Genomic DNA, 26,578 nt, shown 5'->3' with positions numbered 1-26,578 from the left:
TTGACCAGAATGTTTGACAGGCCTCCCAGCAGGAGCTAAAATTTTTTGAATTGCCTGGCCGCACCCTATACATGGAGATATTGCGATGCAACGATTTGCCTGGTTACTCTTTTTCTTCCTCGTGGTGCCGGCCTGCAGCGGCAACAACCCATACTTGGAAGCATCGCTTAAACCAGCTGAGCTTCAAGGAAAAGATAAAGGCTGGTTTGAGAAGAATTGGGGCACTCCAGACGGCAAAGCTTCCCGATTTTTCGGCGGTGAAACCTGGACGTACTACCGTATTGCCGGGGGAAAATCAGGGCCGCCTTTCTTCAATTTCACTCCCAATCAATGTCAGATCACGCTCAAGTTCGACAAAGAAGAGAAGCTGTCCGACTATACCTATTCAGGCTGCTAGCCCTCCTGTAGCGATCCAGCTTGCACAGTATTTCTTCGCCGGGGAACCGAGGATCTGCTAAACAATCCGCTGGCTCCGAAACGTCACCGCACACTCTTTGCTGCAGAAGCAGTATTCTCGTCCACCGATCGTTTCGATCACGGCAATCCGCTTCGGGACGAATATATGACACACTGGATCCTCAATCATCTGATCTTGTTCCTGCTCTTGAGCCTGAGGGGTTGACCCTTCCCGACCGTCTTCATGTGGACTCTTGAATCCACGAAACATTCGTCTGAGCAGGAGATAGAGAACGATAAGGAGTAAAACGGCAAGGATCAATCTATACATAGTGGTCTACTGCAATGGCACCACAATCCTATGAGAGAGGTGGAAGTCTGTCAAGACAGACACCGGCGCTCCAGCAAAATGCTGTTGAAAGGAAATGCACAAATGACCCATAAACGTTGTGACCATTGGGACTCTTGTCAGTGTGATCCAGTACTTCAGGAGTATTGGCTTCCTTTTTCTATGGTGTTAAAGTGCGCCCATGAAAACTTGTGACAAATGCCATGGCGCGATGTTACCGGAACGAGCAGTCGATTTGGACGCCGGACTGGCGATCACCGTATTTGCCTGTCTAAATTGTGGTCGTCGGAAAGCAGCGGATCAGGAACCTCGGCCGATCACGGCGCGACATTAATCCTTCCTGTCGAACCCCAAATCCTCACTGTTTGACCAGCCGGCGGGCTGCAGGTCGCTCATGACCGGAACAGCTTCCAGCCCACGCGGGTAATCACTATATTCACGAAGGAAGACTCGTCACTGTTTTCGCTACCTTCAACGGCAGTGAAACCCTAAGACGAGAGGAATGTTGCAGAACAAACGACCGGCTGTTCAGATGATGAGATATAAGGCTGAAGCTGGTCAACGAAGGCTCAAGACATCCATCATGTCGTACAAGCCGGGCGGCTGACGGACAACCCATCTCGCGGCACGGAGAGCTCCTTGAGCGAATGTGTCGCGACTGCTGGCTCGGTGGGTAACTTCGATTCGCTCGCCCATGCCGCCGAACAGCACGGTATGATCGCCGACGATATCGCCGGCGCGAATAGTTTGCACACCAATTTCTCCCTTGGCTCGCTCGCCGACCAACCCCTTACGAGCGTAGACGCCAACTTGGTTCAAGTCGCGGTTCACGGAACGCGCGAGAACTTCGGCGATTTTCAGAGCTGTGCCACTCGGTGCGTCTTTCTTCAGCCGATGATGAGCTTCGATAACTTCAATGTCATAATCGTCGCCGAGAGTTCTGGCCATTTCGGCAATGACTTTGTAGATCAGGTTGATCCCGACACTCATATTCGGAGAAAACACACACGGTATCTGCTGGGCTAAGGACTTCAACTCTTCGAGCTGAGTCGTTGAGAAGCCGGTCGTTCCGATCACCATTGCACGCCGATGGCGGACGATCGTCCGCATGTGTTCAAGAGTCGCTTCGGGTGCGGAAAAGTCGATCACAACTTCTCCTCGTTCCATCAAAGCGGAGAGATCGTCTGTGATGGGAACGTCGGCACGTCCTGCTCCGGCGGTTTCACCTGCATCCTCTCCCAGTGCCGGATGAGTTTTTCCTTCTAAAGCTCCTGCCAGCATCAAAGCAGTGGAGTCTTTGATCAGCGACACGAGGCGGCAGCCCATTCGGCCGGCCGCACCTGCAACGATGACTTTGATCATGACGACGTGCACCTCGACACTTCGACAGTTAGATCAATCCCGCTTCTTTTAAGACGCGAATCAACTTCTCACGGGTGTCCGGTGCCATTGGGCAAAGCGGCAAGCGCAATTCCGGGTCAATCTTGCCCATGAGTCCCAAGGCTTCCTTGACGGGAATGGGGTTGGTCTCGTAGAACAACGCGGCAAAGAGGGGAGACAGCTTGAAATGAATCCGTCGAGCTTCGTCGATGTTCCCTTCTGCAAAAGCCTTCACAAGATCAGCCATTTCGGTCGGCACGATGTTGGCCGTGACAGTAATGACGCCCTTTCCTCCGACCGCCATCATCGGTAGCGTGAGGGCATCGTCACCGGCCAATACGGTGAGACGGTCGCCGCACATCTGCACGATATCCGAAGCCTGCTGGACCGACCCACTTCCTTCCTTAACTCCGACGATTGTCTTGATAGCGGAGAGTCGAGCGATCGTCGCCGGCAGCATGTTGACTCCGGTACGACCAGGAATGTTGTACAGGACCAAAGGCAAGTCGACGGTTTCAGCGACCGCCTTATAGTGGCGATAGAGGCCTTCCTGGGTGGGTTTGTTGTAGTAGGGGGTGATCAGCAAGGCCCCATCGACACCAACTTGTTTTGCATGCTGGGTGAGCGCGATGGCCTCTTCCGTGCTGTTCGAGCCGGTTCCAGCAATGACGGGTACACGCCGCCGGACGACTTCAACCGTCAGCTCGATCACCCGATTATGCTCGTCATGAGAAAGCGTGGCCGACTCACCAGTGGTCCCACAGGGAACAATGCCGTTGGTGCCGTTGGCGATTTGCCATTCGATCAGCTCAGCCAAGGCGCGTTCGTCAACCTTGCCTTCTCGAAACGGCGTGACAATAGCGACAAGAGATCCGGTAAACATACTCATACCTGCTCGCGTAAGAACGGGGGAATCGTCTCTCCTTTGATAAGGTCGTCGTACGTTTCTCGCTCGCGGATGACGTGGAATTCTCCACCTTTGACGAGCACTTCCGGTACACGAGGCCGAGAGTTGTAATTGGAAGCCATCACAAAGCCATAGGCCCCCGCGCTCATGACTGCCAACAACTCACCCGGCTTGACGCTCGGCAGCGACCGGTCCTTCGCCAGAAAATCTCCGGATTCACAGACCGGCCCAACAATATCCACCGTCTGTCTGGTCCGACGAGCCGCTTCTTCATTCACCGGGCGTATCTCGTGGTAGGCTCCGTACAGGCTGGGCCGAATCAGATCGTTCATCGCAGCGTCGACAATGATGAAGCTCTTCGCTTCTCCTTCTTTCAGATACATGGCTTTTGTGACCAGGATTCCGGCATTCCCGACGATGACACGCCCCGGCTCCATGACGAGCGTGATGTTCAACCCTTGCACGAGCGGCAAGATCGCATTGGAGAGGTCTTGAGGTAACGGCGGCTTTTCATCCGAGTACGTGATACCAAGCCCGCCTCCGATATTCAGATAACGGATGTTGATGCCTTTTCCTTTCAATGTCTCGACGAGACTGACGACTTTTTTCAAGGCTTCAATGAAGGGCGTGACATCCGTCAGCTGAGATCCGATATGTGCATGGACGCCTACAACGTCGATATGGCTCATCGACGCGGCGAGGGAGAAGTCTTCCACCGCCCGATCCGCCGCGATGCCGAATTTACTTTTCTTGAGCCCGGTGGAAATATAAGGATGTGTTTTCGGGTCTATGTCAGGATTGATTCGCAGCGCCACGCGCGCTTTCTTGCCGACTTCGGCGGCTACTTGACTGAGAGCATGCAGCTCAGCCGGTGATTCCACGTTGAACATCAGGATATCCGCTTTGAGCGCATCACGAATTTCGTCGGGAGCCTTCCCGACTCCGGCAAACACGATCTTGGAGGCCGGGACACCGGCTTTCAAGGCGCGAAACAACTCTCCCCCTGAAACGATATCAACCCCGCTGCCTTCTCTGGCCATCAATCGCAAGATGGCGAGGTTGGAATTGGCTTTCATCGCAAACGCAAGGACGTGAGGAATATTCTTAAATGCCCCGTCGTAGGCATGAAAATGACGGACCAGCGTCTCATGGCTATAGATGTAGCAAGGCGTACCGAGTTCCTTTGCTACCCGACTGACCGGTACCTGTTCGCAGTACAACTCTCCGTGGTGATACTCAAAGCTATGCATGGTGTCGACCCTCGAATTGATGTCGGTGTGCCAAGCGAGAACCTCTTACCGTGTCCCAACCGGGTATGACGGTGGCAGATTGATGTCAGGATTTTCAAGGGACGGGTCCCCTACAGCCGGGTCCACCGCGTCACGTTCTGCCTCAAGTGCATGCTGTTTCTTTTGTTTGTCGATCGTGACGGCGACCCCCACGTATTCCGGCGGAACGGGAGAACCCACGACTCCGCAAGAAGCGAATAAAGCTGCGCATGCAATGATCACGAGCATTTTCATGACAGCAATTGCTCCAGCTCTTTGAGCCGCTGCTCAACCCGCCCCCTGGCTGTTCCGCCGATTTGTGCTTTGTGGTCGATTGCGGCGGCGGCGGTCAGCCGAGAAAACACTCCCTTTTCGATCCGGTCACAAAATGTCTGTAACTCCTCGATCGATAAATCGGCCACGTCACGTCCTCGATCAAGGGCAGCCCGGACAATTCGTCCGGTGATACCGTGGGCTTCGCGAAAAGGCACTCCTCTCATGACCAAGTAGTCGGCTAGTTCCGTGGCAAGCAGTCCGCCTCCGTGCAATGCTCGCTTCAACGCCTCCCGGTTGACTTTGAGTCGGCGCATCAACTCCGTCATCACTCGAAGGGAGGATGCCACCGTATCGAGGGCATCAAAGAGCGCCGGCTTGTCCTCTTGCAGATCTCGATTATAACTTAAGGGCAGGGCCTTGAGCATGGTCAGGAGATTGACCAAGTGCCCGTATACGCGCCCCGTCTTTCCTCGGACCAACTCGGGGACGTCCGGATTCTTCTTCTGCGGCATCATGCTGCTTCCCGTGCAGAAGGCATCCGGCAGATCAACGAATTGAAACTCCTGCGAAGCCCACACGATCAACTCTTCACTCAGCCGTGACAAATGCATCATCATGATCGAAAGGGCTGAGGCCACTTCAATCACAAAGTCGCGATCGGAGACCGCATCCATACTGTTCATGGTCACCGCGGGAAAGCCCAGTAATTCAGCTGTATATCGTCGGTTTAGCGGATAATTCGTACCGGCCAAAGCGCCCGACCCCAGTGGCATGACATTGAGCCGGACCCTCGCATCATGGAGTCGACCTTTGTCTCGTTCGAACATCTCCACATACGCCAACAAGTGATGTGCAAACAGGACAGGCTGAGCCCGTTGCAAGTGGGTATACCCCGGCATCATGGTCGTCCGGTTTGCGCCAGCCTTTGCCACCAGCACGCGTTGCAACCCGAGTAGCCCCTCAAGCAGTTGGTCCAGCTGCGTCCGCAAATACAGCCGAATGTCTAATGCCACTTGATCGTTCCGGCTGCGGCCCGTGTGCAGTTTCCCCCCCAATGGGCCGATCATTTCGGTCAACCGGCGTTCGATCGCCATGTGGATATCTTCGTCCTGGGGCGAGAATGTAAATTGGCCACGGTCCAACTCTCGTTTGACTGATTCCAAACCACGGACGATCGCACGCGTCTCCATCGGGGTGAGGACACGTGCTTTTCCCAGTGTCCTACAATGAGCGATGCTGCCGGCGATGTCCTCGGCGTACAGCCTGCTGTCGACGGCCACCGACCGGGTAAATGCTTCGACCAATCGATTGGTCTTCTCTCGAAATCGGCCCTCCCAGGCCTTACCCCCACCAGCCGGATTCCGGTGGCGCTTGCTCTTGGCCATCAGGTCGACGCCTTTTTCCTCTGAGCACGAATCTTCAGCCGTAATGCGTTCAGGCGAATGAAGCCCTCCGCGTCTTTTTGATTGTACACGTCGTCTTCCTCGAACGTTGCGATGTCCAGCCGATAGAGGGACTTTTTGGATTTGCGCCCCACCAACGTACAGCTTCCCTTGTATAGTTTCACTCGCGCCGTGCCGCTCACGTCCTTCTGCGCTTCATCGATGGCTGTCTGCACCATTTCGCGCTCAGGGCTGAACCAATATCCGTTGTAAATCAGATCGGCAAACCGAGGGATCAGACTGTCTCGGAAGTGGAGGACTTCACGGTCCATGGTCAGGGATTCGAGCCCGCGGTGGGCGACGTGTAAAATCGTCCCTCCCGGCGTTTCATAGACTCCGCGCGACTTCATCCCGACATAGCGGTTTTCCACCAGATCGACCCGGCCGATCCCATGCGCGCCGCCCAATCTATTGAGATGGGCGAGCAAGCCAGCCGGGCTCATCTTTTTGCCGTCGACCGCGATGGGGTTGCCCGCTTCATAGTCGATCTCGACCTCACGCGGTGTATCAGGTGCCTTTTCCGGCGAGACGGTCATTTGAAATATTTCGTCAGGCGGCGCTTCCCATGGGTCTTCGAGAATCCCGCCTTCATAACTGATGTGAAACAGATTTGGATCTGTGCTGTATGGCTTGGCTTTCGTCGCAGTCACGGGAATGCCGTGGCGATCGGCATACTCGATCAGTTCACGACGAGATCGCATGGTCCATTCCCGCCAAGGCGCGATGATCTTCAGGCCTGGCGCGAGCGCCATGTACGTCAGCTCGAAACGTACCTGATCATTGCCCTTTCCCGTGGCTCCGTGCGACACCGCTTCGGCTCCTTCTTTCAGGGCGATTTCCGCTTGTCGGCGGGCGATCAGCGGCCGGGCGATCGAAGTACCGAGGAGATAACAGCCCTCATACATGGCGTTTCCACGTAACATGGGGAACACGTAATCTTTGACGAAGGTTTCTCGCAGATCCTCGACATAGACCTTCTTGACACCGAGCGTCTGGGCCTTTGCCTTGACGGCTTTCAAATCTTCGCCCTGTCCAAGGTCGGCGCAAAACGCGATGACTTCGGCCTGATAGGTTTCCTGCAACCACTTGAGGATGACTGAAGTGTCGAGTCCGCCGGAATAGGCCAGGACAATTTTCTTGATCGGCTTTGGCTTCATGATGGCGAGTTATCGCGTACCTTTCTTTCGGTTCAGCAACTGAGTCAAAATTGCCTTTTGCATGTGCAACCGATTTTCTGCTTGATCAATCACCACCGACTGCGGTCCGTCCAACACCTCGGCTGTAATTTCTTCACCTCGATGTGCCGGCAAGCAGTGCATGACGATGGCGTCGGGTTTCGCCCGTTGCAGCAGCCGTTTGTTGAGCTGATAGGGGGCAAGTGTCCGCAATCGTCTTGTCTGTTCCCGTTCGCGGCCCATGCTGATCCAGACGTCGGTATACAGAACATCCGCTTCCTTCACCGCGACGAGAGGATTCTCCAACACCTCGATGGAGGCACCTGTGGCTTGCCCTTCTACCCGTGCTCGATCGACCACTCGCTGATCCGGCTGATAGCCGGACGGGCATCCGACCACCACGCGCATCCCCATCTTGGCCCCCGCTTCGATGAGCGAGTTGGCCACGTTGTTTCCATCCCCGATGTAGGCAAGACTGAGTCCCGCCAATCGACCCTTGATTTCCTGAATCGTCAATAAATCGGACAACGCCTGACAGGGATGGCTATGGTCCGTCAGCCCGTTAATAACCGGCATACTGGCTTCAGCCGACCACTCTTCGACGATAGAATGGTCATAGGTCCGAATCACGATACCGTCCAGGTAACGGGACAAGACGCGTGCGGTGTCCGATACCGTCTCCCCACGCGAAAGCTGAATGTCTCCCATGGGAAGAACCAGCGCGTGGCCGCCCAACTGGTTCATTCCCGCCTCAAACGACACGCGAGTCCGTGTCGACGGTTTCTGAAACAGCAGCCCCAATGTTTTCCCGGGCAGTAACCGGTGCGGTGTGCCTCGGCGCTGGTTGCGCTTAAGCGACATCGCCAAACGCAGCAGGTCGAGGACCTGCTGCCGCGGCATCGTCGCGACGTCCAAGAGATCTTTGGCGTAGCGCTCGGCACCCATTCTATGTCGGACGGGTCCGGTCATCAGTGGTGGGAGCCTTTCCCTGCGATCTGACGCTGGGTAAACAACGTACCGAGGAGCTCAATAAGTTTGTCGATCTCATTTTGCGTGATGATCAACGGTGGCACAAATCGGAGCACCCGCTCGTTCACGGCATTGATCAAGACACCACGGGCCAACGCATCGGCTACGATGGTTCTGGCATCGATCTCCAACTCCATACCCTGCAACAGACCGAGGCCCCGCACGTCCTGCACGATTCGATGGCGGTCTTTGCAGTCGGCCAACCCCTTTGCCAGATATTCACCCATGCGTTTCGCTTGATCGAGCACTCGCCCTTCGAGCAGCACCTGGCAAACGGTCAGCGCGGCAGCACAAGCCAGCGGGTTTCCACCGAATGTCGACGCATGGGAGCCGGGTGTAAACGCTGCGGCGACCGACTCCTTCGCGAGGCAGGCTCCGATCGGTACTCCTCCAGCGAGGCCCTTTGCCAGGGTCATGATGTCGGGCTGCACACCGAATTGTTCATAGGCGAAGAATGTACCGGTTCTGCCCATGCCGGTTTGGATTTCATCGAAAATAAGGAGAATGTCTTGTTGCGTACAGAGCTCACGCAGGCTCTTCAGATAATCCTGGTTGGCGACATGTACGCCGCCTTCCGCCTGAATCGGCTCCAGCATGATCGCTGCCGTTCGTTCGGTGACCATGGACTCGATTGCGCTGAAATCATTGAACGGGGCATAAGCAAACCCGGGCATCAGCGGTTCGAAGCCTTTCTGAACTTTTTCTTGTCCCGTGGCTGTGATCATCCCCAGCGTACGGCCATGGAACGAGTTCTTCATCGTGATCACTTCGAATCGGGCCGCTCCATGTCGCTCATGTCCATACCGTCGTGCCAGCTTGATCGCCGCTTCATTGGCTTCGGCTCCGCTGTTACAGAAGAACACGCGATCCGCGAACGAGTGGTCCACCAGCAAGCGAGCCAGCTTTACTTGAGGTTCGGTGTAATAGAGGTTTGATGTGTGAATCAGTTGTGCCGCTTGACGTTGGATCGTCTTTACGAGATCCGGATGACCATGCCCCAAGATATTGACGGCGATTCCCCCGACGAAATCCAGATACTCTCGCCCCTCCAGGTCATACACCTTGGCGCCTCGCCCCCGTACGATTGAGACCGGCTGACGGCCGTAGGTCTGCATCAGATACTTCGCGGCCTCGTCTTTCAATTCCTCGGTCGGCATGATGGCGTATCCCCTTATAAAAAAAGAAAAGCTAGCACAGGGCCAATGGGAAGAGCAATAAGCGGAATAGGGGCTGGACTGGTTGGAGGAAGCGTGTTTCCAGCTTGACAGGCAGTGATATGCGATAAGCCGTCTGCTCCTCGTCGGAGTATGGTAAGCTGCGTCGCCATGACGGTTTGTGGGCAGTGCCACCAACAGAATCCGGACGACGCCAATTTCTGTCATCAGTGCGGAACCAAACTGGCCGAAGTCAAGGCCGCCACTGAGACGGCCGAGACTCCCACCGACCGGGTGATTCCAGTCGAGGACACCCTCTGGCGTCAGTTCATCGGCCCCAATGCCGACCACTACATGGCCGTCTTCAAAAAGTTTTCATCGAAAGGCCAACCGCGGTTCGCGCTGTCCTGGAACTGGCCGGCATTTCTCTACATCTCTTTTCTATGGTTTCTGTACCGCAAAATGTATCTGCACGCGTTCGTCTATGCCGTAGGTCCGATGGTGTCGACGTATCTCACGGGAGATTTTTCCGCCGGCATCGTCTGGAGCATCATGGCGGGGGCCACGGCAAACTATCTGTACTATTGGCATTGCCGAGAGCATATTGCTGAGATCAAGAAAACCGGCCAGTTGGATGCTCCTGCCCTGGAAGGCGCCCTGAAAGAATCGGGCGGGGTGCAGCCCTACGTCATCTGGGTCGGCGTGTTCTTCTACATTATCTTTTTGGCTACGCTTATAAAGATGGCTCAAGATGGCTCACTTGATTTTGAGAAATCGCCAAGCAAACCGGCGAAGCAATCGGTGATGACGGCACCGGCTTGACTTGACGAGGCAATTCAGTATTCTTGGTCTCCGGGCGAGATAGGCACATTGACCACAAAGGATAGGCGATGGCTCGACTAGTGTTGCTTCGTCACGGTGAATCCCAATGGAACCTGGAAAATCGTTTTACCGGTTGGGTAGACGTGCCGCTCTCCGAAAAAGGGGTCGAAGAAGCCAAACAAGCCGGTGAAAAGCTTCGGGAGATTAGGTTCGATCGTGCCTTCACATCGGTCCTTACCCGCGCGAATGAGACCCTGAGAATTGTCTTGGAGACCATCGGGCAAACGGATGTCCCCATCGAGAAGGATAAGGCGCTGAACGAACGGATGTATGGAGAGTTGCAGGGACTGAACAAGGCCGAAACTGCCAAGAAGTATGGTGATGCTCAAGTGAAAATCTGGCGGAGAAGTTTTGATGTGAAACCGCCTGGTGGAGAGAGTCTCAAGGACACGGCAGAACGCGCGCTACCGTATTACGAGAGGATGATCAAACCTCACCTCCTGAAGGGCGAAACTATCATCGTGGCCGCGCACGGCAATAGCCTTCGTGCGTTGGTGATGGAATTGGACCGGCTGTCGAAAGAAGAGGTCTTGGAGCTGAACATTCCTACCGGCGTGCCGCTACTCTACGAATTCGATGAGCGAGGCACGGTGTTGTCGCACCGGTATCTCTGAGCGTGAAGCGGATCCGTTCTCAGCGCCTTTATCCTGCCTCCTCGAGCAACCTGCCGTATTCCGAAGCCGGCGCATAGTCGATCAATAACACCAGCAGCTTTTCGCGGTTCTCGGACGAGACGAGGCCTTGGTCTTCCATCAAGGACGCCGCCTCAGCGCAAACTCCCATGTGGCTGATCCCTTTCTGATCAACCAGGTTGCCATAGCGCCCTTGCCGCTCATTCAGTTCAGTGTGATACTCCACCCAGGTGCCGGCCCCTAGCCGTCCCGTGTTCCACCATTCGTTCTGAATCGACTCCAAGAGTTCCTGCTTGATCGCGGCCCGATATCTGAGCGGGATATGCGCATCGACCGCGGCAAAGAGCCAATAGAGATTGAGCGATAGGATTTCGCGCGCCATCCGTTGGACGTCGCAGTCAACACTCTCAATGCCGTATTCCTCAAGCTGCACCGCCGTGATCAGCGGCGGCATGGTTTTGAACAACGCAGCTGCGGCTTCTGCCGGAGTCATAACTATCCTCGTGTTGCCGGACAGATTACTGCACGACATGTCTTCCTCTCAAGCGGCTTGGCGCGATTCGAACTATGTGCGAGGAAGAATCACCGAAATTTACTTGTGACCGTCATGCAGCTTTGGCGGGGCGCCAGCGAAGGCCGACGTTCAGGAGCTCTTGCAGCAGTTCCTTGTATTGGTAGCCGACCTTCTTGGCTGAATCGGCGAAGTCTTCATCTTCGGCGATCTGTGGGTTGGGATTCGCTTCCAGGACGTAGAGTTCCCCGTCGGTATTCATTCGCATATCGATCCGCGCATAGCCGCTGAGTCCGAGTGCACGATAGACCTGTTTGGCGAGATCCTGAATTTCTTCAGCTTTGCCCTCCGGCAGGTTCTCAGCCTCTCGTGACGTGATCCCGTACTTCTTTTGATACGTCCGGCTCCATTTCACCCGCTCGGTGGCGATACGTTTGGCGTCGTCCGGCAGCTTGTCCAGGATGAGTTCCCACACCGGCAAGACTTGTAGTTGCCCATTGCCGATGATCCCCACATAGAACTCACGACCCTCGATGTACCGCTCGATCAGAGCCCCGGTTCCCACGCTATTGTGAATAAATGCCACTCGCTCACTCAGCTTGTCATCGTCCACGACGATCGACGCTTGCGAGATTCCCAGCGAAGCTTCCTCGCTGACCGATTTGACGATCAAGGGGAAAGACAGCCATTTAGGCCGCTTGACTGCACGTCCTTGGGGTACCTCAATGAACTCAGGGTAGGGGATTCGGTGGAAGGACAACACCTTCTTAGTCAGGACTTTGTCGCGTGCCAACATCAATCCACGCGGGTTACAGCCGGTGTAGGCCAGGTGAAGGAGTTCAAGGTACGACACGACGTGCTGATCATAGACGGCTACACCCGCGAACTCTTCCAAAAGGTTAAAGACGATGTCCGGCTTCACATGGTCGATGGCCGTGTGAATCACGCCGAGATCATTCTTGACCCCCAGCGGGGAGACCTCATGGCCGAGTTTCTTCAGCGCAGAAACGACGTCGTACTCTGTCCGCCACTCAACGGATTCCGGGTCGTAACTGTCCACCTGGTCGGGAGGAACAAGGTCTTCATGCATGAGGACGAGCACCCGGAGTCGCTTCATAAGGCCACCCGATGCCGTCCGCTCCGCAGAAAATTCATGGTATGTACGGTCAGAAGGATGGTGAAGTCCAGTTTGGCTTGTTCTTCCGTGATGGGAACCCGCAGATTGAGTTCCCGGCATCGTTGAATCATATCCTCCAGGACCTGATCGATTGTGTATTGGTACTCGCCGGTCCACGCGGCTACTTTACGCCGTACCTCTCGACGGAACCGATTGAGAAAGGTGGCGGCACTCAACTTATTTGCGTGGCATGGCATTGTAGAAAAGAGTCGTTTCAAATCCGGGTCGTACTGCAACTGTCGTTCGATTCCGTAATGCCTGCGTTTGCGTTCGTAATGTTCGCGCAGTGTCTTTTTGAGGGTGGAAAGCCCATCAACTTCTTCACAAGTCGTGACGGAAGGCGACATACCCCGGAGTTCCTTCATGAGCCCATCGACATATCGGAGTTTCTTGAGCACGGGCCAACCCCGGTACCGTTCTTCCCACAATGAGTCCGGTGTGAGCCAGACGGCAAACGTTTCAGCGAAGTCTTCATCTGGATGGCTTTGGGCGTACCACAAGTCTAGATGGCGCACGAAGCTTCGACTGTAGGGCCGGGGGGAGTAGTACAGTGGATACTGCTGGGAAGACTTGCCAAAAATTTGCTGACGCGTTTTCCGGCGGCGAATCTTATAGGCGTTTTCAATGGCATGACCGGCTTCATGGCGGAGAATGCGCAAACACCACTCCGTCGTCCCGCCTTCCACTTCCAGCAATTGGGCTTGTTCCAGCTTCGCGAGACGAGGATGGGCCAGATAGAAGGGGACGGCAATCCCAGGCACACCATCCGGTGTAAACCACTCGTTGGAGAGCCAGAAGTGCGGACGAAACAACAAGCGACGTTCTTCCAGTTCTCGAGTCAGCTCAGCGATAGGCTGTTCGAGAAATCCGCCTTTGATCCCCACGTGCAAGTCGCACATCGGGAGGTCCAATAGCGCTTCATCCGACCAGGATGCCCATTTGGGCTCGTCTTGGCCGATGATCGGAGCCTTGAGAACGTCGAAAATCGTGCGATCCATGATAGGCAAGTCTCTGAAGCACCTCTGTTGTGCCCTTCATGGAAAATATAGCACGTAGTGGTAATAACGCCTGATGCATCCCTGGTTTGGAATGGAAGAGACGGGCGGGGTGAAAATTGTACGGACAGCCTCAGTTGTAACTGTCCTTACGGCTTCAGTGTCCCTTGACGTTCGGGAAAATTTGAGAGTCGCGTCATCAGCGTCGGTATGGCCTCCCAAATATGATCGATGACCGACTCCACATAAGCCCGCGCTTCGACGATATCGCATTCCCAATCAGGCAGGGCTTCATGAAGATCGAGGATCGGGAGGTCTTTGCCGAACGACACTTCGTTGAAGAGAGGAACCTTCAATCCGAATCGCTTTTGGATAAACTCGCGATGGCCAAGACCCATCGCGATGATCAGGTCATTCCGGGCGACCAATTCTTTGGTCAGAAGTCGTGGGATGTGAGCGGACGGATCAATGCCTTTTTGGATCAGGCGGTTGGTAATAACTGAGTGGACCGTCTTAGGCTTGGCTTCGATACCTGCCGATTCGACCCGGTAAGAGACGTGCTGCCCCAGCTGTGCCCGAAACGCGTATTCGGCAGCCACACTCCGGAAGATATTTCCGGTACACACAAAAAGGATTGACTGCGGCATTGTTTGTTCGCCTCTCTATTAAATCAGACGGTCGACAAGGCAACAGTGGTACGGCTACAATCCTGCCATGCTTGTCCCGCTCACGCCAACACTCTTGCACAAATTAGACGAAGAAACAGAGAAGATGCAAACACGCCTTTGCCGGCTGGTGGGCCAAGCGATTGCTGACTATCACCTCATCGACGATGGCGACAAGGTGATGGTCTGCCTGTCAGGTGGTAAAGACAGTTACGGGTTGCTGGATATTTTACTCGTTTTACAGCGACGGGCTCCTATTCGTTTCGACGTGGTCGCCGTCAATCTCGACCAACGGCAGCCGGGGTTTCCGGAACATGTACTCCCACAATACCTGTCCGACCGTGGAATTCCTTTCCACATAGAATCCCGTGATACCTATTCGATCGTGAAGCGACTGATCCCGGAAGGGCAAACGACGTGCTCATTGTGCTCACGGTTACGGAGAGGACACTTGTATCGCATCGCCACTGAGCTTGGCGCCACGAAAATCGCGCTTGGCCATCACCGCGACGACATTATTGAAACCTTGTTTTTGAATCTCTTCTATTCGGGAAAACTGAAGGCCATCCCACCGAAGCTCCGTTCAAAGGATGGGCGACACATCGTCATTCGACCGCTGGCTATGGTCAAAGAGACTGACCTTGCGCGATATGCCGAGCTGCGGGCGTTCCCAATCATTCCATGCGATCTCTGTGGGTCGCAGGAAGACTTGAAACGAAAAAAAGTGAAGGCGTTGCTCCAGGAATGGGAGCGAGCCTCGCCCGGCTGTTCTGACAGCATTGCTGCAGCGGTCGGGAACGTCGCACCTGCTCTCCTAATGGATCCTCGACTCTTTGATTTCAAGTCGCTTGCATCAGCGGTAAGTACTCAGACTGAGGGTGACGCCTGGCTAGACCAGGAACCGCCTCTCGCATAAGTTCCGGCACCGTTGCATCACTACTGGTGCCAGCCTGCCATAAGGTTTCCTGTCTAAATTTCCGCATTTAGACCAAATCATGAAGAATTCTTCATGATTCTCTAATGCAGCCTTCATATTTCAAGGAGTATGCTTTCACTATGAAGAAAGGGGGTGAAGGTCGATGACAATGTTCCTTGCAGTGTTTGCACTGAGCATTATCGCTGGGGCGATGTATCGCGTGCCCTTACGCTTCTGTATCGTGAGACGTAAACAAAGAGCCCATTCCCATCGAGTTCTCCGCGCGCTCGTGTTTGTTATGGCCCTTCTTCCTGGTGTAGCAAGTGCTCATGGCAATGTGGCAATCGATGAAGATAGCTGTGCCCAACGGGTCGGAGGTAGTCTCGTCCATTTCAACGCGTATCAGCCGCAGAATGAAGCAAAAGCCCAGTATTGTACGGATATTCCTGGTGAAGGAGAGACGTTTCTTGTGGTCGATCTCGTGGATCCAGGTCTGCGCACGATGCCGGTGGGAGTGCGGGTAGTCAGAGGACTCAACGAGACGACAGAAGATGACACAGTCGCGTACTGGCCGCCGGCGATTCACCTGGATGGAGTAGTCAGAGGCGAAGCCAAGCTGGTTAAGGGTCTGTATAAGTTGATCATCACTCCGGAAGGGTCTAGTCCGTTGTCCTATCTGTTGCGAGTACAGCAAATCGATTATGCGACAATTGCCCGAAAAGCCATTGGGCCGTTGACCATCCTGCTTCTTCTTGCTTTACTTGCATACGAGTTTTCGAAATCAAAGCGATATAGGAACTGGCGGGTCTCCCGTCAGTCGTGAAGGTTTCATCGATCAAGAGATTCGTATAACAAGGAGGATTCACTATGGCAAGTGACCGAGGGTACGATATTTCGCAGTGGTATGACTCGAAGCCGGTGAAGTTGGGCTGGCTGGCGATTCTGGGGATCGGGGTGTTTTGGGTGCTGTATCAACGGGCGTTCGGGTACTCGCACGGGTTAGACTCCATGACCCCCGAGTTCGATTCGGTGTGGATGGGGCTGTGGCGGTTTAACATCTTAGCGAACGCGGTGTTCTTTGCGACGACGATCGGGTGGATCTGGGTGACGCGGGATCGGAACCTGGCGAACCTGGACCACAAGCTGGAGCTGAAGCGGTACTTTTACTGGATGGGCTGGCTCGTCTGCTACATCTGGGGGGTGTACTACGCGGGCAGCTACACGTTAGAGCAAGATGCGGCGTGGCACCAAGTGATCATCCGGGACACGAGCTTCACGGCGAGCCACATTGTGGCGTTCTACGGGACGTTCCCGTTGTACATCACGTGCGGCGTGGCGAGCTACCTGTATGCGCAGACGCGGTTACCGCTGTACGCCCAGGCGACGTCGTTCCCGCTGGTGGCGGCGGTGGTGGGGCCGATGTTCATCCTGCCGAACGTGGGGTTGAACGAGTGGGGGCATGCGTTCTGGTTCGTCGATGAATTGTTCTCGGCCCCGTTGCACTGGGGCTTTGTGACGTTGGGGTGGTGCGGGTTGTTCGGCGCGGCAGGCGGCGTGGCGGCGCAGATCGTGAGCCGGATGTCGAATCTGGCGGACGTGATCTGGAACAACGCGCCGAAGAGCATCCTGGATCCGTTCCCCAGCCAGGTGGGCCCCGGGCACAAGACCGTGTACTAAACGGGTGACCCGAGAGCGAGTGTGTCAGGGCGCGGCCCGGAGCTCCGTCGAAGGGGTTCCGGGCCGTCGCATTTCTGCCCCCTGTCGAGACGGATCTTCACAGCATGTCGACGTATAATCCTGGAAATTTCCAGGAACAGCAGCCCAACTCAATGGCTTCTATGGTCGCATGAGTAGGAGGATCGTGAGGCTAGGGGGAGCACAACGTCAATGACGCATCAACCCAGGATCGAAAAGTCTATTGGCTTGAAATGGCCGTTGTTTGATCCTTCAGCGGAACAAGCTGTTAGGCCACACACCATGTCCATTTCGGCCTTCAGGTCAATGTGGTCACCGGCCTTGGAGATTGGTATGCCGACCGTCAACGCTCCTTGTGGGTCGATCTTGACGTTCATGAAGATATTAAATGTCGTAGAGATGTCGGCTCCAGAAATGCCGTGCTCCTTCAGAGATAGATAGAGGTTCTCAAAACAGCTCGGATGATGGCCTTTATGCTTATACAGAATCTCAAACATCTCCTGGCTGCAGGGTGTTAGAAGGAAGTCATGCAAGCAGACAGTGTCTTCGATAATGGTAAACATCGGTCTGCTATTGTTCGCATAAAGAATATCACCTATTGTTAAATAGATCCGGCTCGCATAGTCCAATGACCTACCTGAAGACAAACGGCAGTCATGATCTTGCTCGCTGAATGAGAAGAGGTCAGATACCTGTTCGCCAAGAGGATCGATAACCCGTAATATTTGGCCCCGCTTGATCTTAAACGAGCGGCCACTCTGTGGTGGAATGCGGATGATCTGAGAAGCGGTCATGTTGCGTCAGTCTTGCGCACATGGAAGGGGCAAGACCATTCAGCTGGAACTGCACGACCGGAATATTGACGCGCCTCAGAATTTTCACCAAAGCTCGTCAACATCGGGTTGATCGATCCTTGGAATGTCATCTCGCGCCCTCTGATCGTCTGTTTCATAGTTTCAAACTTTTCGCGCGCACGTAGGCGGTCAAACTGTTCGTGCAAATTGAACACCATGGTGGGATACGGGCGGGTTCGCGCGAGACGTGAAGACTTGGGGTGCATGCCGATGACATACATTGCACGACCACCGATGCTGAACGAAAATTGATGACTCTTAGGGTCGGAGTCGACACTCTTATCCCAGGTAAAGTAATTAGAATCAAGAGAGTGCATGGCCTGAAGCTGATTCCACAATAGCTCTTCGAAGTGTTGTTCTGACTGGGTTGCTGGCCCACGGAACATCGCGATAAAGGTAACAAAATGGTCATCAACCACTGGGAATTCATGAGTAAAATTGTACAGGTCATGACAAACGGCGCGGACACTGCTATCAGAGGCTAGTTCTGGGTATAGCCCGAAACGATAACTCTTTTGGCTGAATGCCGAGACCGCGCCGGTGCATGGGTAAAACTGGCCCAAGATCTGTTGCCTTAACTGGTTGTGCGCATCAGTGAGATCGGCGTCCACCGGCATGTCAGGTGTGAGCGGTCTGACGACTGCCTTCCCCTTGAAAGCCGCGTAGCTCGAGAACCGACTTGCCACAGGATCGACTGATAAAGGGTTCCATGTGTGCGGGTCATTTGCGGGGGGGGTGATGTTTCCAGCGAGTGGCACGTGATGGAGATCTGATCCCATGGTGAAACCTCACAGATATCTTGAATCCAGGTGTCAGTGAACGTTTGCTGTTGTAGCGGTAAAGGGATTCTCGTCCTTTGCCTTCACGAGTGTCTCTTCTGTGTTGAACGCCGCGCCTGAGACCCATGAGGGGTCTTCGGATGAAGCCCTTAGATCTGAGCTGTATCTGCCCGCAGTCTTATTGACGCAAAAGCAATAGAGTGTTCCGTCCAGTTTGGACCACAGGCGTGGGAACCGAACCAGCTGGCCGGTCAGTTTAGATAGCACACGTTCCATGAGATAAATGCCTGAGACGCGACGTAAATAGCTGACCTGCAGCGTAGTATTTATCCAGCGAACGACGGGCCAGAACCACGTCGTTGGACGTATCATGATCTTTTCATTCACCAGATAATCAAAGAATTCGCGCCGAAGAGCCTTGCCATAAGGGATCGAAGGATCTGAGAATAGCACCACGGATCCCATTTTTGACTGACCAAAAAGGTGTCTTGGCACACCTGCTTCCTCGGCAATGCGCCTGGCAATCGGGCGATCATAGGAATTGCGCATTCGCCACGGGTCCATCTCGGGTGACTCCGTAATCTCAACGATCTCTGCCCGACGCCGGGCCCCTATGAACGGCAACGGCAGATGGATCAAACCAACAACGAGTCTCCACTCCCCCATGCCTGAGCCGCCCAGATCCCCATGTCGAAGGTCCTGATTCAGACAAGGCCACTCTACCTTATCCGCCTTGGGCCGCCAGATTTCACCAATGACGCCGGTCAAGAGTAGGCTGACCGTTGAGAGCTGATTCCCGATGTCCATTAGGTTCGCATCTTGGTTATGGTGGAGTGCGCAATAGTACAGATATTCCTGGTCGAAGTTCTCGACAAAGGCGCGCCGATTGATTCGGAAGCATGGAAGGTCGAGCGCGGCACAAATCTCTTCCCCGTTATCATTCGGCAGGTTCTTTTCCTCATGATGAGCGAAGGACCGCTTACTTTTGGCGGTCGGGACAGTGAATACTTTATCGAGATTTGATGCACGGGCCAGTGAGTTCACGGCCGTGGAGTCGTACCCCCTCGACTGGGTAGAGACGATTTGTAACGGCCAAGTCCGTGCCGTATCGCGCGCATTAGCGGCGATCAGGCCATATCGGTCTTGCAGATAGCCACGGTATTGTGCGAAGGAAGTGAATTGCGGTGGCATCTGCTTTTCCAATTCAATAGTCTGGTTACGGGAGACCTCCAAATTTCTATACATCAGTCGGCGGACCTTGCCTCCAGTAGTTGGAATGTCACGCCGATAGTCGTGGATGCCGTTCAGAATCGACTGACAGATGTCGGGATAATCTGGGCAGCGTGGGTCCAGCCGATCTTGCGTATGAGCCAGCAACAGGGGTAGGGAATTTGAGACGATGACACAATCATCGGCATCGTCATAGTACAGATGATCGGTTGTAGCGGCGCTGGGAACAAAGCGAACAGAATCCTCGGTCAGCAGGCCTCCTGAGCCAAAGACGCAATCAGTTGTCCCAAATTCGCCGAGATGAAATGGACCATCCCATACTCCTTCTATGAAGAACGACCGGCGCACTTCGACTCGTAGGCCGTGGGTTAGAGTAACGATGCCGTTTAACCGGTCCGTACGGGCGACCCATGCAAGCAATGGAAGTTGGGCATTCGAGTGCGCACGCAAAGTCCAGGCTACTTTGTTTGATTGCTGTGCTGCCGGGAGTTGCGCCGACCGTGGCTGCTCAATCACTGAGTGATTCAAATTGGAATCCTTTCATGGCAACTGCGATCTAGGATCACTACTAGTTCCAAAACCATCCAGTAATTAATGAGATCAGTATGAAACTGACTACACTCTATGAATATACTTCTTCAGAGTTAGATATGTATACTTAATTCATGACCCGCCATGTTGGGATGATTGTATTGTTTAAGTCATTGAATATATGAATATTTGTACTTATGCATGAAGCTAGTAGGCTGATGGTTGCCGTAATGCGTACTTGTGTCAATCGTCAATCCATCAACGCCATTAATGACAATGGCGGGAAATTCATAGAGACTTCAGTACCTACTTGTTGAGACTGAATGGAGCTGGTAGTACCCAAACAAGACAACTACTGGAAGCCAAATACCGATGACTCGCAGACCGTACAGCCTGGATTGGCGCGCCCTGCCTATTATTGAGAGCTCACCGAAAGAACTGTTGAAAATGCTTTAGCGAATTTTGGATCCACAGACATATTCGCCGACGCTTTAAGGTTTACTCTTTAGTGGAAGTAGAATGTCCTGTTCTTCAGGAAGGGGCGAAGAATGCAACGATCAACCGTGAAGTGGAAGGGTTCCAGCGAGCGTTCACTTTGGCGGTTGAACAGGAAGTGTTGAGTGTCGCGCCACGATTCAAGAGCCTTCCAGAAAACAACGCTCGGCAAGGGTTCTTCGAGCGGGCTGACTTTGAGGCACTCCTTCCCCGGCTCACTCTACGAGGCAAGCCTGACACCGATCTCCAAGACTATCTTTCGTGGTGTTTCAGGACGGGGATGCGGTCAGGCGAAACCAAGAACCTGACCTGGGCGGACTTCGATCGAGAAAGCTGGACGATTCGGTTGCACGCCAGGGATTCGAAGAACCGAAAGGGGAGAGCCATTCCACTTGAGAATGAGCTAAAGGAGATTGTGGAACGGCGATTATCAGCCCGTCGCCTAGATTGCCCGTACATCTTTCATCGTCATGGCCAACAACGCATGGGCGAATTTAGAAAAGTCTGGAAGCGGGCATGTGCGGAAGCGGGCCTTACCGGCAAGATTCCGCATGACTTCCGCCGGTCTGCCGTTCGGAACATGGTTCGGGCTGGCGTGAACCCCGATATTGCCCGTCAGATCTCAGGCCATCGGATAGCCGCCATTTTCTCTCGATACAACATCATCAGTGAAGCGGATCTCCGTGATGCCGTACAGCGGACGAGCGAATACGTGGCCAGCTTACCGGGAAAATCGAACGTGCTGACGCTTGCTCAATCACGTTCAGTTGGTAATGACAGGTAGTTCACGTTGGGGTGCTAACCTAAATGGCCTTTCCAAGTGATTGTATAAGTACAGTGTTTATGAGCTGTGTCCGCATCTTGTCCGTGTGTCTCAACGGTGTGTTGGGGAGACCGAGACAGGAGTAATCCTCTGAAAACAAAACTGCGGCCCACCGGCCCCGGCAGAAGGCCCCCCGGCCCTTTCGCCGCAGGCGGCCACGACCACCCTGGAGTCCTCTACGACTAGCCATGTATCCACGGCGTTCCTGTTATCAGAACACCCCCTCCGGTCTTCCCCAAAAACTTCACTCCAAAAAAGGAAACCCCTCGAATAAGGAACTCCATTATTACCCCATCATTCACCCAGGAGTATCCATCTGTGCCTGCCAATAGCAGCTGGTTACAAATTCTTTACGACCGTGGTAAGCGAGCCATCTGGGCCCACCTCAATCCGCATGCCTAAATTAGCGAGAATTTCAGGGACAATTCGATTCTCGATCAGAGTAGGGAGTTGATCAGGGTAGGGAAAGTCCTCAATGAAGAACCGATTGAAGTTCAGCTGCCAACTGTGCTGGCCATTGTTAAATACAAACAACTGTCCCAGGTTGGGGTCCTCACGGTCTCGAACATCCCTGAACCTCGCGGTGAGGCACGTCCGAATGATGTCCAGTTTCTCCTCATAGGTCATAGCCGCCTCTTACTGAGGTCTTTCTCTGGTGCTCATAACGGCGGCGGGCTGGTGAGCGTCCAGACAAGGGCACAGATCCATCCAGGAATTGTCCACCCGAGCATCCTCATTCTGAGAACCAAACCGCCAGCTTTACGTGGTGGTCCGACAGCCCGGATGGTTGCAGGCACAAGCATTGCCCTTGGTGCGGCCAGTGCGGCACTCCTCAGAGCAGAACGTTTTTCCCGCTGGAGCGAAACATTTACATTGAGGATGAGCGCATTTCTTCTCGGTCATGATTGTCTCCTCACTTCGCATGCTGCGTCCATACTATGAATCTCGAACGGAATAGATAAAACTAGAGCTTTCCCGTATTGCCGTAATGGGAACACAGGGGCATGAATGGCAATCATGAAAGACGAATCCAGCGGGACTCAGTCGGTCTGGACCGCAGCCAGGCCAAAGCCCTCCTCGCGTCGCTTGAGTCAATCCTTAGAAACAGAGGTCTGTATTGTGGGAGCCGGCATCGCCGGACTGTCCACCGCCTATTGTCTGGTTTGCGAGGGTAAATCGGTCGTGGTGGTTGACGACGGACCGATCGGTGGCGGGATGACGGAACGGACGACGGCACATCTCTCGAATGTCATTGACGAGGGCTATGTTGAGATCGAACGCCTGCATGGCGAGGAAGGCGCTCGCCTGGCGGCCGACAGCCATACGGCCGCGATCGATCGCATCGAAACGGTCGTGACCACCGAACGTATTGATTGCGATTTCGAGCGAGTCGACGGCTACCTTTTTCAAGCCCCTGAACAATCAGAAGAACTACTAGAGCAAGAACAATTGGCGGCACTTCGTGCAGGCGTCGATGTCATACGAATTGACAATAATCCGTCGGTTCCTGTTCTGGAACCTGGCGTATGCCTTCGCTTTCCACGGCAGGCCCAATTCCATCCCTTAAAGTACCTGACTGGTCTGGCGCAGGCCATTGAACGGCGGGGTGGGCAGATCTTCACAGACTGCCACGTCGAGGACGTAAAGAGCGGGACCCCATCGCACATTGAAACCCGACCCGGGCACGCCATCACGGCTCATTCGGTTCTCGTGGCCACGAACATCCCCATCAACGACATGTTCGTGGTACACACGAAACAAGCCCCCTATACCTCCTATGTCATTGGAGCGCGGGTGCCAAAGAATGCTGTGCCCCCCGCCCTGTACTGGGATCAGGCGGACCCGTACCACTACGTCAGAATCCAAGAGGGAGCAGCAGCCGACGGCCAGGATATTTTGATCATCGGGGGTGAAGATCACAAGACTGGTCAGGCGGACGATGGCGACGATCGCTATCAGCGCTTGGAACAGTGGGCCCGGATACGGTTCCCTATGATCAAGCAGATCGACTACCGCTGGTCGGGACAGGTCCTGGAACCGGTCGATGGGCTGGGATTCATTGGTCGGAATCCCAGTGATGCGCCCAATATTTACATCGCCACCGGCGATTCTGGTATGGGTATGACGCATGGCATGATCGCCGGCATGCTCATCACCGACCTCATTCTAGGTCGTACGAATGCCTGGGCCACCTTGTACGATCCGTCTCGAAAATCGCTGAAAGCGGCGGGAACCTTTGTGCAAGAAAACCTGAATGTGGCCGCGCAGTTTGGAGACTGGTTGTCGTCAGGCGACGTGGAATCTGAAGAGCAGATTTCGAAGGGAACGGGGGCGATCCTGCGGCAGGGGCTCCAGAAGCTCGCTGTCTATCGGGACGAAGGAGGAGAATTACATCGCTTCTCAGCTGTGTGCCCCCATCTCAAATGCATTGTCGCGTGGGATACCATCGAACACAGCTGGAATTGTCCCTGTCACGGTTCTCGATTTAATGCCTATGGCAAGGTACTCAATGGGCCGGCAGTGGCCGATCTTTCTCCGATTGAGCCATGACTGTCTGACTGATTCCGGTTAGCCTTGACCCATAACGCCGCTATATCCTGAAACATCAGAATCCAGACTGACCCATTACCCGTTACTCGCGTGCCTTGACCTTCGTCCATCCTCTGGGTACAACTCATCCTTCTTAACACCCTGACACCGCAAGCAAAATTATGCCTCTGTCCATCGAGACTGAGCTACGAACAGCCATGGCGACCATTGAGGAACTGGTTGAAGCCGTGAGGACGATCAAGGGCCGAGCTCAGAGCATCGTCGGGGGACGGGAGGACTCCTTAAAGGAAGCTGCTCGCATTGTGCTCGACGCAGAGCAAGCGATAGCCAAGACCAAGAGGGCATGATCCCGAACGCCATTATTCGATAACAAAGGGTTAAGAATGAGCGCCTTAGCTCATTGGTTGGATGGGCACTATTCGAGGGGAAACTCCCCGTACACCTCGGAGGGATTGTTTGGACCGACTACGACGGTCCGTATTTTTGCCCTTAAGACCTTTCGATCGATCTCACTGTGATGCGGCGATGCCCAAACGAGGGACCACTTGATTTCCAACGGAACGAAGGTGGTGGGTTGGCAGACTTCTGATTTCACCCAGGTCTCTACACGATCCTCTGGTGGGCTTGATCTTGGCGTAAGGGGTCCCTGGGCAGACCAATCCCCATTCACCCAGCCGCGGGGAGTCAGGTGCCATTCGATCTGAATCGTCGTCGTTCTCATTTCTATCGAATGATTCTAACAAGAAGCTCAGACGTTCGGGGATGGGCACCACCTCGTGCCATGGCACATCCGATTAGCAAGAGGAAACCAGCAGCGAATCCATAGCTGATCCCTTCATGACCCAGCCAGACGGCAGAGACCCATTGGGGCACCTGCTATTTTTCGACATGTTCTTCGGGTCAGCCCTGGTGCCGATCAATCGCGATAGGAGTCATCTTGGTTCACTAACCGGCCGGTCGAGGTTTGCTCTTCGTGTCCGGTGTAACGGATCGTTCGCGCAATTTGTTAATCAACTCCTCATAGGAACTTTCGCGGATGATCTTTTGAAACTGACTTCGATAATTACTCACCAAGCTGACGCCGTCGATGATGATATCGTAGGCACGCCATTGGTTTTCATTGAGGAAGAGGCGATAGTCGAGCGGAAGGGTCGACTTCCCCGAACGCAATTCGGTCCTGACTTCCGCGTACGATCCTTCGATCCGTTCCATCAGGTAGCCCGCTTCTTGTTTGCGTCCGGTATAATCTTCGATTTTTCCTGCATACCGGTCCGAGAGGAAACTCTTGTACACTTCGACGAACTCTTTTCGCTGCTCCTCAGTGAGCGGTTTCCAATAACTGCCCAACACTCGCTTTGACATTTCTGCATAGTCAAACCTAGCGGCTGCGATCTCTTCCAGCTTGTGACGCCGAACCGTGCGCTTGGCCGGGTCTTTCAGTGCAGGATCTTCGAGGATGCCGAGAATCTCGGTAACCGTTTCGCGCACGGCTTTCATAGGCGTCTCTCCCCCTTGCGGAGGAGCGGCGAAGGCGAAGGGTAAGAGAACGGTCAAGGCAAGCGCCGTCATCGACAGATGCCAGGCGGCGGGCCTCCAACTCATCCACAGAACCATAATATGAGAAGCTCCTTGGAAAGTTCGTCAATCCAAGACAAATGTCACCTTTCCATCCTGTTCCTGCCGGGATCTCAGTTTAATCAACCGTCCCTGATACGTGGTGTCCATTATCATCTGGCCTGTTTCGTGGCCGAGTTCTCAGTTATTAATTGTCGCCCCATGGAACCTGGGGCGTAAGCCACGCCGATCCCACAACTCAGCAGCCCAACCTCGACTATGGATAGCCGACCTGCTTTCATGTGGCATCCGTGTTGATTGATTACATCCTCGCATGGGCCAAACAACTCTGGAGCTGGGAAGACACCTCGGAGCGATCCTTTTGGCTTTCAAGACACAGTTGACCTCCTGCGGTTTGATCGTATGTCCTATGCCTTTTCCCAGTTATGAAGTTCCCATCGGCTTCGTAGAATTGGACCACAATCATCGACGGATACTCTAACTGTTCTTTGGACGTTGAAGAAGGACGAGAGGATGCATAACAGGCACCATCAGGCCGAGGGTGACGACGCAAGAACAGAAGGCGATGAAGGATGTCAGACGTTCGGTCAAAGACGTGGCAAACATGCTCAGGACGTGGACGGCTCAGCAGCGCGTTGAGCGCAGAAAGGCAGAGAATGATGAAGATCAGACGTACCAGCGCGTGTCTATTCATAGCGAGTGGAATGCTCCTGTTCACCGGCGCGGCTTTACAGGCCCAGGTAGGTAGTGGAAGTGGTTCGGGCGGAGTAGTCGGACAAGGAGGCCCCAATATCACGAGACCAGGAACCGGGCAGGAGGTGACGCCGGGAGGATCAGGAACCATACCCGAATTCAACCAAAGTACCCAGGGCGCTCCTGACGGCGGAACAGG

The 26,578-nt window shown here is 54.3% G+C and carries 27 protein-coding genes; 9 read left to right on the top strand and 18 right to left on the bottom strand.

Translation table 11 applies throughout. The features are described 5' to 3' along the window. The first annotated feature begins 85 nt into the window (after positions 1–85). Positions 86–397 (top strand): hypothetical protein, encoded by a 312-nt coding sequence (locus H8K03_09550; protein ID UVT22106.1) that lies wholly within the window; start codon positions 86–88, stop codon positions 395–397. Positions 398–454: 57 nt separating this feature from the next. On the opposite strand, the gene H8K03_09545 is transcribed toward H8K03_09550, so the two are convergent. From H8K03_09545 to H8K03_09505, 9 genes are all read right to left on the bottom strand, one after another. Beyond that, positions 455–727, bottom strand: a complete 273-nt coding sequence (locus H8K03_09545) for a hypothetical protein (protein ID UVT22105.1) — start codon at positions 725–727, stop codon at positions 455–457. Positions 728–1,303: 576 nt separating this feature from the next. Beyond that, a complete protein-coding gene (dapB, locus tag H8K03_09540) occupies positions 1,304–2,107 on the bottom strand; it encodes a 4-hydroxy-tetrahydrodipicolinate reductase (GenBank protein UVT22104.1) in 804 nt (267 codons plus the stop codon). Between the two features lie 28 nt (positions 2,108–2,135). Further along, positions 2,136–3,008: a 4-hydroxy-tetrahydrodipicolinate synthase gene (locus H8K03_09535; GenBank protein UVT22103.1), complete on the bottom strand. Its 873-nt coding sequence runs from the start codon at positions 3,006–3,008 to the stop codon at positions 2,136–2,138. A 2-nt stretch (positions 3,009–3,010) separates the two neighbouring features. Further along, positions 3,011–4,282: a diaminopimelate decarboxylase gene (lysA, locus tag H8K03_09530; protein UVT22102.1), complete on the bottom strand. Its 1,272-nt coding sequence runs from the start codon at positions 4,280–4,282 to the stop codon at positions 3,011–3,013. A gap of 45 nt (positions 4,283–4,327) precedes the next feature. After that, positions 4,328–4,555, bottom strand: a complete 228-nt coding sequence (locus H8K03_09525) for a hypothetical protein (GenBank protein UVT22101.1) — start codon at positions 4,553–4,555, stop codon at positions 4,328–4,330. After that, positions 4,552–5,961 (bottom strand): argininosuccinate lyase, encoded by a 1,410-nt coding sequence (gene argH, locus H8K03_09520; GenBank protein UVT22100.1) that lies wholly within the window; start codon positions 5,959–5,961, stop codon positions 4,552–4,554. The genes H8K03_09525 and argH overlap by 4 nt, the downstream gene beginning before the upstream one ends. Continuing rightward, on the bottom strand, positions 5,961–7,175 hold the full coding sequence (locus tag H8K03_09515; protein ID UVT22099.1) for an argininosuccinate synthase: 1,215 nt from the start codon (positions 7,173–7,175) through the stop codon (positions 5,961–5,963). Before H8K03_09515 ends, argH begins: the two co-directional genes overlap by 1 nt. A 9-nt stretch (positions 7,176–7,184) precedes the next feature. Next, on the bottom strand, positions 7,185–8,138 hold the full coding sequence (gene argF / locus H8K03_09510; protein UVT22434.1) for an ornithine carbamoyltransferase: 954 nt from the start codon (positions 8,136–8,138) through the stop codon (positions 7,185–7,187). A 23-nt stretch (positions 8,139–8,161) separates the two neighbouring features. Then, positions 8,162–9,379 carry an acetylornithine transaminase gene (locus tag H8K03_09505; protein UVT22098.1) on the bottom strand — a complete coding sequence of 406 codons (1,218 nt, stop codon included), beginning with the start codon at positions 9,377–9,379 and terminating at the stop codon, positions 8,162–8,164. Between the two features lie 168 nt (positions 9,380–9,547). On the opposite strand from H8K03_09505, the gene H8K03_09500 reads away from it, so the two are divergent. Beyond that, positions 9,548–10,198, top strand: coding sequence for a DUF2628 domain-containing protein (locus H8K03_09500; protein ID UVT22097.1), 651 nt, complete (start codon positions 9,548–9,550; stop codon positions 10,196–10,198). 68 nt (positions 10,199–10,266) lie between these two features. Next, positions 10,267–10,872, top strand: coding sequence for a 2,3-bisphosphoglycerate-dependent phosphoglycerate mutase (locus tag H8K03_09495; protein ID UVT22096.1), 606 nt, complete (start codon positions 10,267–10,269; stop codon positions 10,870–10,872). Between the two features lie 28 nt (positions 10,873–10,900). Here H8K03_09495 and H8K03_09490 read toward each other — a convergent pair whose 3' ends face one another. The 4 genes from H8K03_09490 to H8K03_09475 all read right to left on the bottom strand — a co-directional run bounded on the left by H8K03_09490 (position 10,901) and on the right by H8K03_09475 (position 14,220). Further along, a complete protein-coding gene (locus H8K03_09490; GenBank protein ID UVT22095.1) occupies positions 10,901–11,383 on the bottom strand; it encodes a hypothetical protein in 483 nt (160 codons plus the stop codon). A 112-nt stretch (positions 11,384–11,495) separates the two neighbouring features. Beyond that, positions 11,496–12,518 carry an ATP-grasp domain-containing protein gene (locus tag H8K03_09485; GenBank protein UVT22094.1) on the bottom strand — a complete coding sequence of 341 codons (1,023 nt, stop codon included), beginning with the start codon at positions 12,516–12,518 and terminating at the stop codon, positions 11,496–11,498. Then, the gene (locus tag H8K03_09480; GenBank protein ID UVT22093.1) at positions 12,515–13,576 is read right to left on the bottom strand and encodes a putative zinc-binding metallopeptidase; all 1,062 of its coding nucleotides are present in this window, start codon (positions 13,574–13,576) and stop codon (positions 12,515–12,517) included. Before H8K03_09480 ends, H8K03_09485 begins: the two co-directional genes overlap by 4 nt. Before the next feature lie 146 nt (positions 13,577–13,722). Beyond that, positions 13,723–14,220, bottom strand: coding sequence for a low molecular weight phosphatase family protein (locus H8K03_09475; GenBank protein ID UVT22092.1), 498 nt, complete (start codon positions 14,218–14,220; stop codon positions 13,723–13,725). 67 nt (positions 14,221–14,287) lie between these two features. Between H8K03_09475 and ttcA the strand changes: the two genes are divergently transcribed. From ttcA to H8K03_09460, 3 genes are all read left to right on the top strand, one after another. After that, positions 14,288–15,154, top strand: a complete 867-nt coding sequence (gene ttcA, locus H8K03_09470) for a tRNA 2-thiocytidine(32) synthetase TtcA (GenBank protein UVT22091.1) — start codon at positions 14,288–14,290, stop codon at positions 15,152–15,154. A gap of 298 nt (positions 15,155–15,452) precedes the next feature. After that, positions 15,453–15,977 carry a hypothetical protein gene (locus tag H8K03_09465; GenBank protein ID UVT22433.1) on the top strand — a complete coding sequence of 175 codons (525 nt, stop codon included), beginning with the start codon at positions 15,453–15,455 and terminating at the stop codon, positions 15,975–15,977. A gap of 44 nt (positions 15,978–16,021) precedes the next feature. After that, positions 16,022–16,831 carry a methane monooxygenase/ammonia monooxygenase subunit C gene (locus tag H8K03_09460; protein ID UVT22090.1) on the top strand — a complete coding sequence of 270 codons (810 nt, stop codon included), beginning with the start codon at positions 16,022–16,024 and terminating at the stop codon, positions 16,829–16,831. A gap of 218 nt (positions 16,832–17,049) precedes the next feature. Here the strand turns inward: H8K03_09460 and H8K03_09455 are convergent, their stop codons facing one another. Genes H8K03_09455 through H8K03_09445 form a run of 3 tightly spaced genes read right to left on the bottom strand, consistent with a single transcriptional unit; the run spans position 17,050 to position 20,240 of the window. Then, on the bottom strand, positions 17,050–17,643 hold the full coding sequence (locus H8K03_09455; protein UVT22089.1) for an urea carboxylase-associated family protein: 594 nt from the start codon (positions 17,641–17,643) through the stop codon (positions 17,050–17,052). Further along, positions 17,640–18,482, bottom strand: coding sequence for a YqcI/YcgG family protein (locus H8K03_09450; protein UVT22088.1), 843 nt, complete (start codon positions 18,480–18,482; stop codon positions 17,640–17,642). Before H8K03_09450 ends, H8K03_09455 begins: the two co-directional genes overlap by 4 nt. 33 nt (positions 18,483–18,515) lie before the next feature. Continuing rightward, positions 18,516–20,240 (bottom strand): hypothetical protein, encoded by a 1,725-nt coding sequence (locus H8K03_09445; GenBank protein UVT22087.1) that lies wholly within the window; start codon positions 20,238–20,240, stop codon positions 18,516–18,518. A 511-nt stretch (positions 20,241–20,751) separates the two neighbouring features. On the opposite strand from H8K03_09445, the gene H8K03_09440 reads away from it, so the two are divergent. Continuing rightward, entirely contained in the window at positions 20,752–21,522 is a 771-nt protein-coding gene (locus H8K03_09440; protein ID UVT22086.1) for a site-specific integrase, read from the top strand. 378 nt (positions 21,523–21,900) lie between these two features. Here H8K03_09440 and H8K03_09435 read toward each other — a convergent pair whose 3' ends face one another. Continuing rightward, a complete protein-coding gene (locus H8K03_09435) occupies positions 21,901–22,188 on the bottom strand; it encodes a hypothetical protein (GenBank protein ID UVT22085.1) in 288 nt (95 codons plus the stop codon). 390 nt (positions 22,189–22,578) lie between these two features. Here H8K03_09435 and H8K03_09430 point away from each other — a divergent pair, with 390 nt between their 5' ends. Together H8K03_09430 and H8K03_09425 are read left to right on the top strand one after the other, a co-directional pair. Continuing rightward, positions 22,579–24,111: an FAD-dependent oxidoreductase gene (locus tag H8K03_09430; protein ID UVT22432.1), complete on the top strand. Its 1,533-nt coding sequence runs from the start codon at positions 22,579–22,581 to the stop codon at positions 24,109–24,111. A gap of 161 nt (positions 24,112–24,272) precedes the next feature. Beyond that, the gene (locus tag H8K03_09425; protein ID UVT22084.1) at positions 24,273–24,458 is read left to right on the top strand and encodes a hypothetical protein; all 186 of its coding nucleotides are present in this window, start codon (positions 24,273–24,275) and stop codon (positions 24,456–24,458) included. Between the two features lie 598 nt (positions 24,459–25,056). On the opposite strand, the gene H8K03_09420 is transcribed toward H8K03_09425, so the two are convergent. Beyond that, positions 25,057–25,725, bottom strand: a complete 669-nt coding sequence (locus tag H8K03_09420; protein UVT22083.1) for an ABC transporter substrate-binding protein — start codon at positions 25,723–25,725, stop codon at positions 25,057–25,059. Between the last annotated feature and the right edge of the window lie 853 nt (positions 25,726–26,578).

The organism is Nitrospira sp. (assembly GCA_024760545.1).
Classification (GTDB): domain Bacteria; phylum Nitrospirota; class Nitrospiria; order Nitrospirales; family Nitrospiraceae; genus Nitrospira_D.
Note: the sequence above shows the minus strand (reverse complement) of the source record. Positions and strands in the feature narration are given on the sequence as shown.

Coding starts and splice junctions, on each gene's coding strand:
- H8K03_09495 (UVT22096.1), top strand. CDS start 10,267: ATGGCTCGACTAGTGTTGCTTCGTCACGGTGAATCCCAATGGAACCTG.
- H8K03_09545 (UVT22105.1), bottom strand. CDS start 727: ATGTATAGATTGATCCTTGCCGTTTTACTCCTTATCGTTCTCTATCTC.
- argF (UVT22434.1), bottom strand. CDS start 8,138: ATGGGTGCCGAGCGCTACGCCAAAGATCTCTTGGACGTCGCGACGATG.
- dapB (UVT22104.1), bottom strand. CDS start 2,107: ATGATCAAAGTCATCGTTGCAGGTGCGGCCGGCCGAATGGGCTGCCGC.
- H8K03_09490 (UVT22095.1), bottom strand. CDS start 11,383: ATGACTCCGGCAGAAGCCGCAGCTGCGTTGTTCAAAACCATGCCGCCG.
- H8K03_09480 (UVT22093.1), bottom strand. CDS start 13,576: ATGGATCGCACGATTTTCGACGTTCTCAAGGCTCCGATCATCGGCCAA.
- H8K03_09450 (UVT22088.1), bottom strand. CDS start 18,482: ATGGGATCAGATCTCCATCACGTGCCACTCGCTGGAAACATCACCCCC.
- H8K03_09500 (UVT22097.1), top strand. CDS start 9,548: ATGACGGTTTGTGGGCAGTGCCACCAACAGAATCCGGACGACGCCAAT.
- H8K03_09515 (UVT22099.1), bottom strand. CDS start 7,175: ATGAAGCCAAAGCCGATCAAGAAAATTGTCCTGGCCTATTCCGGCGGA.
- H8K03_09550 (UVT22106.1), top strand. CDS start 86: ATGCAACGATTTGCCTGGTTACTCTTTTTCTTCCTCGTGGTGCCGGCC.
- H8K03_09420 (UVT22083.1), bottom strand. CDS start 25,725: ATGGTTCTGTGGATGAGTTGGAGGCCCGCCGCCTGGCATCTGTCGATG.
- H8K03_09475 (UVT22092.1), bottom strand. CDS start 14,220: ATGCCGCAGTCAATCCTTTTTGTGTGTACCGGAAATATCTTCCGGAGT.
- H8K03_09505 (UVT22098.1), bottom strand. CDS start 9,379: ATGCCGACCGAGGAATTGAAAGACGAGGCCGCGAAGTATCTGATGCAG.
- H8K03_09485 (UVT22094.1), bottom strand. CDS start 12,518: ATGAAGCGACTCCGGGTGCTCGTCCTCATGCATGAAGACCTTGTTCCT.
- lysA (UVT22102.1), bottom strand. CDS start 4,282: ATGCATAGCTTTGAGTATCACCACGGAGAGTTGTACTGCGAACAGGTA.
- H8K03_09435 (UVT22085.1), bottom strand. CDS start 22,188: ATGACCTATGAGGAGAAACTGGACATCATTCGGACGTGCCTCACCGCG.
- H8K03_09425 (UVT22084.1), top strand. CDS start 24,273: ATGCCTCTGTCCATCGAGACTGAGCTACGAACAGCCATGGCGACCATT.
- H8K03_09430 (UVT22432.1), top strand. CDS start 22,579: ATGAAAGACGAATCCAGCGGGACTCAGTCGGTCTGGACCGCAGCCAGG.
- H8K03_09525 (UVT22101.1), bottom strand. CDS start 4,555: ATGAAAATGCTCGTGATCATTGCATGCGCAGCTTTATTCGCTTCTTGC.
- H8K03_09465 (UVT22433.1), top strand. CDS start 15,453: ATGGCCCTTCTTCCTGGTGTAGCAAGTGCTCATGGCAATGTGGCAATC.
- H8K03_09535 (UVT22103.1), bottom strand. CDS start 3,008: ATGTTTACCGGATCTCTTGTCGCTATTGTCACGCCGTTTCGAGAAGGC.
- argH (UVT22100.1), bottom strand. CDS start 5,961: ATGGCCAAGAGCAAGCGCCACCGGAATCCGGCTGGTGGGGGTAAGGCC.
- ttcA (UVT22091.1), top strand. CDS start 14,288: ATGCTTGTCCCGCTCACGCCAACACTCTTGCACAAATTAGACGAAGAA.
- H8K03_09460 (UVT22090.1), top strand. CDS start 16,022: ATGGCAAGTGACCGAGGGTACGATATTTCGCAGTGGTATGACTCGAAG.
- H8K03_09455 (UVT22089.1), bottom strand. CDS start 17,643: ATGACCGCTTCTCAGATCATCCGCATTCCACCACAGAGTGGCCGCTCG.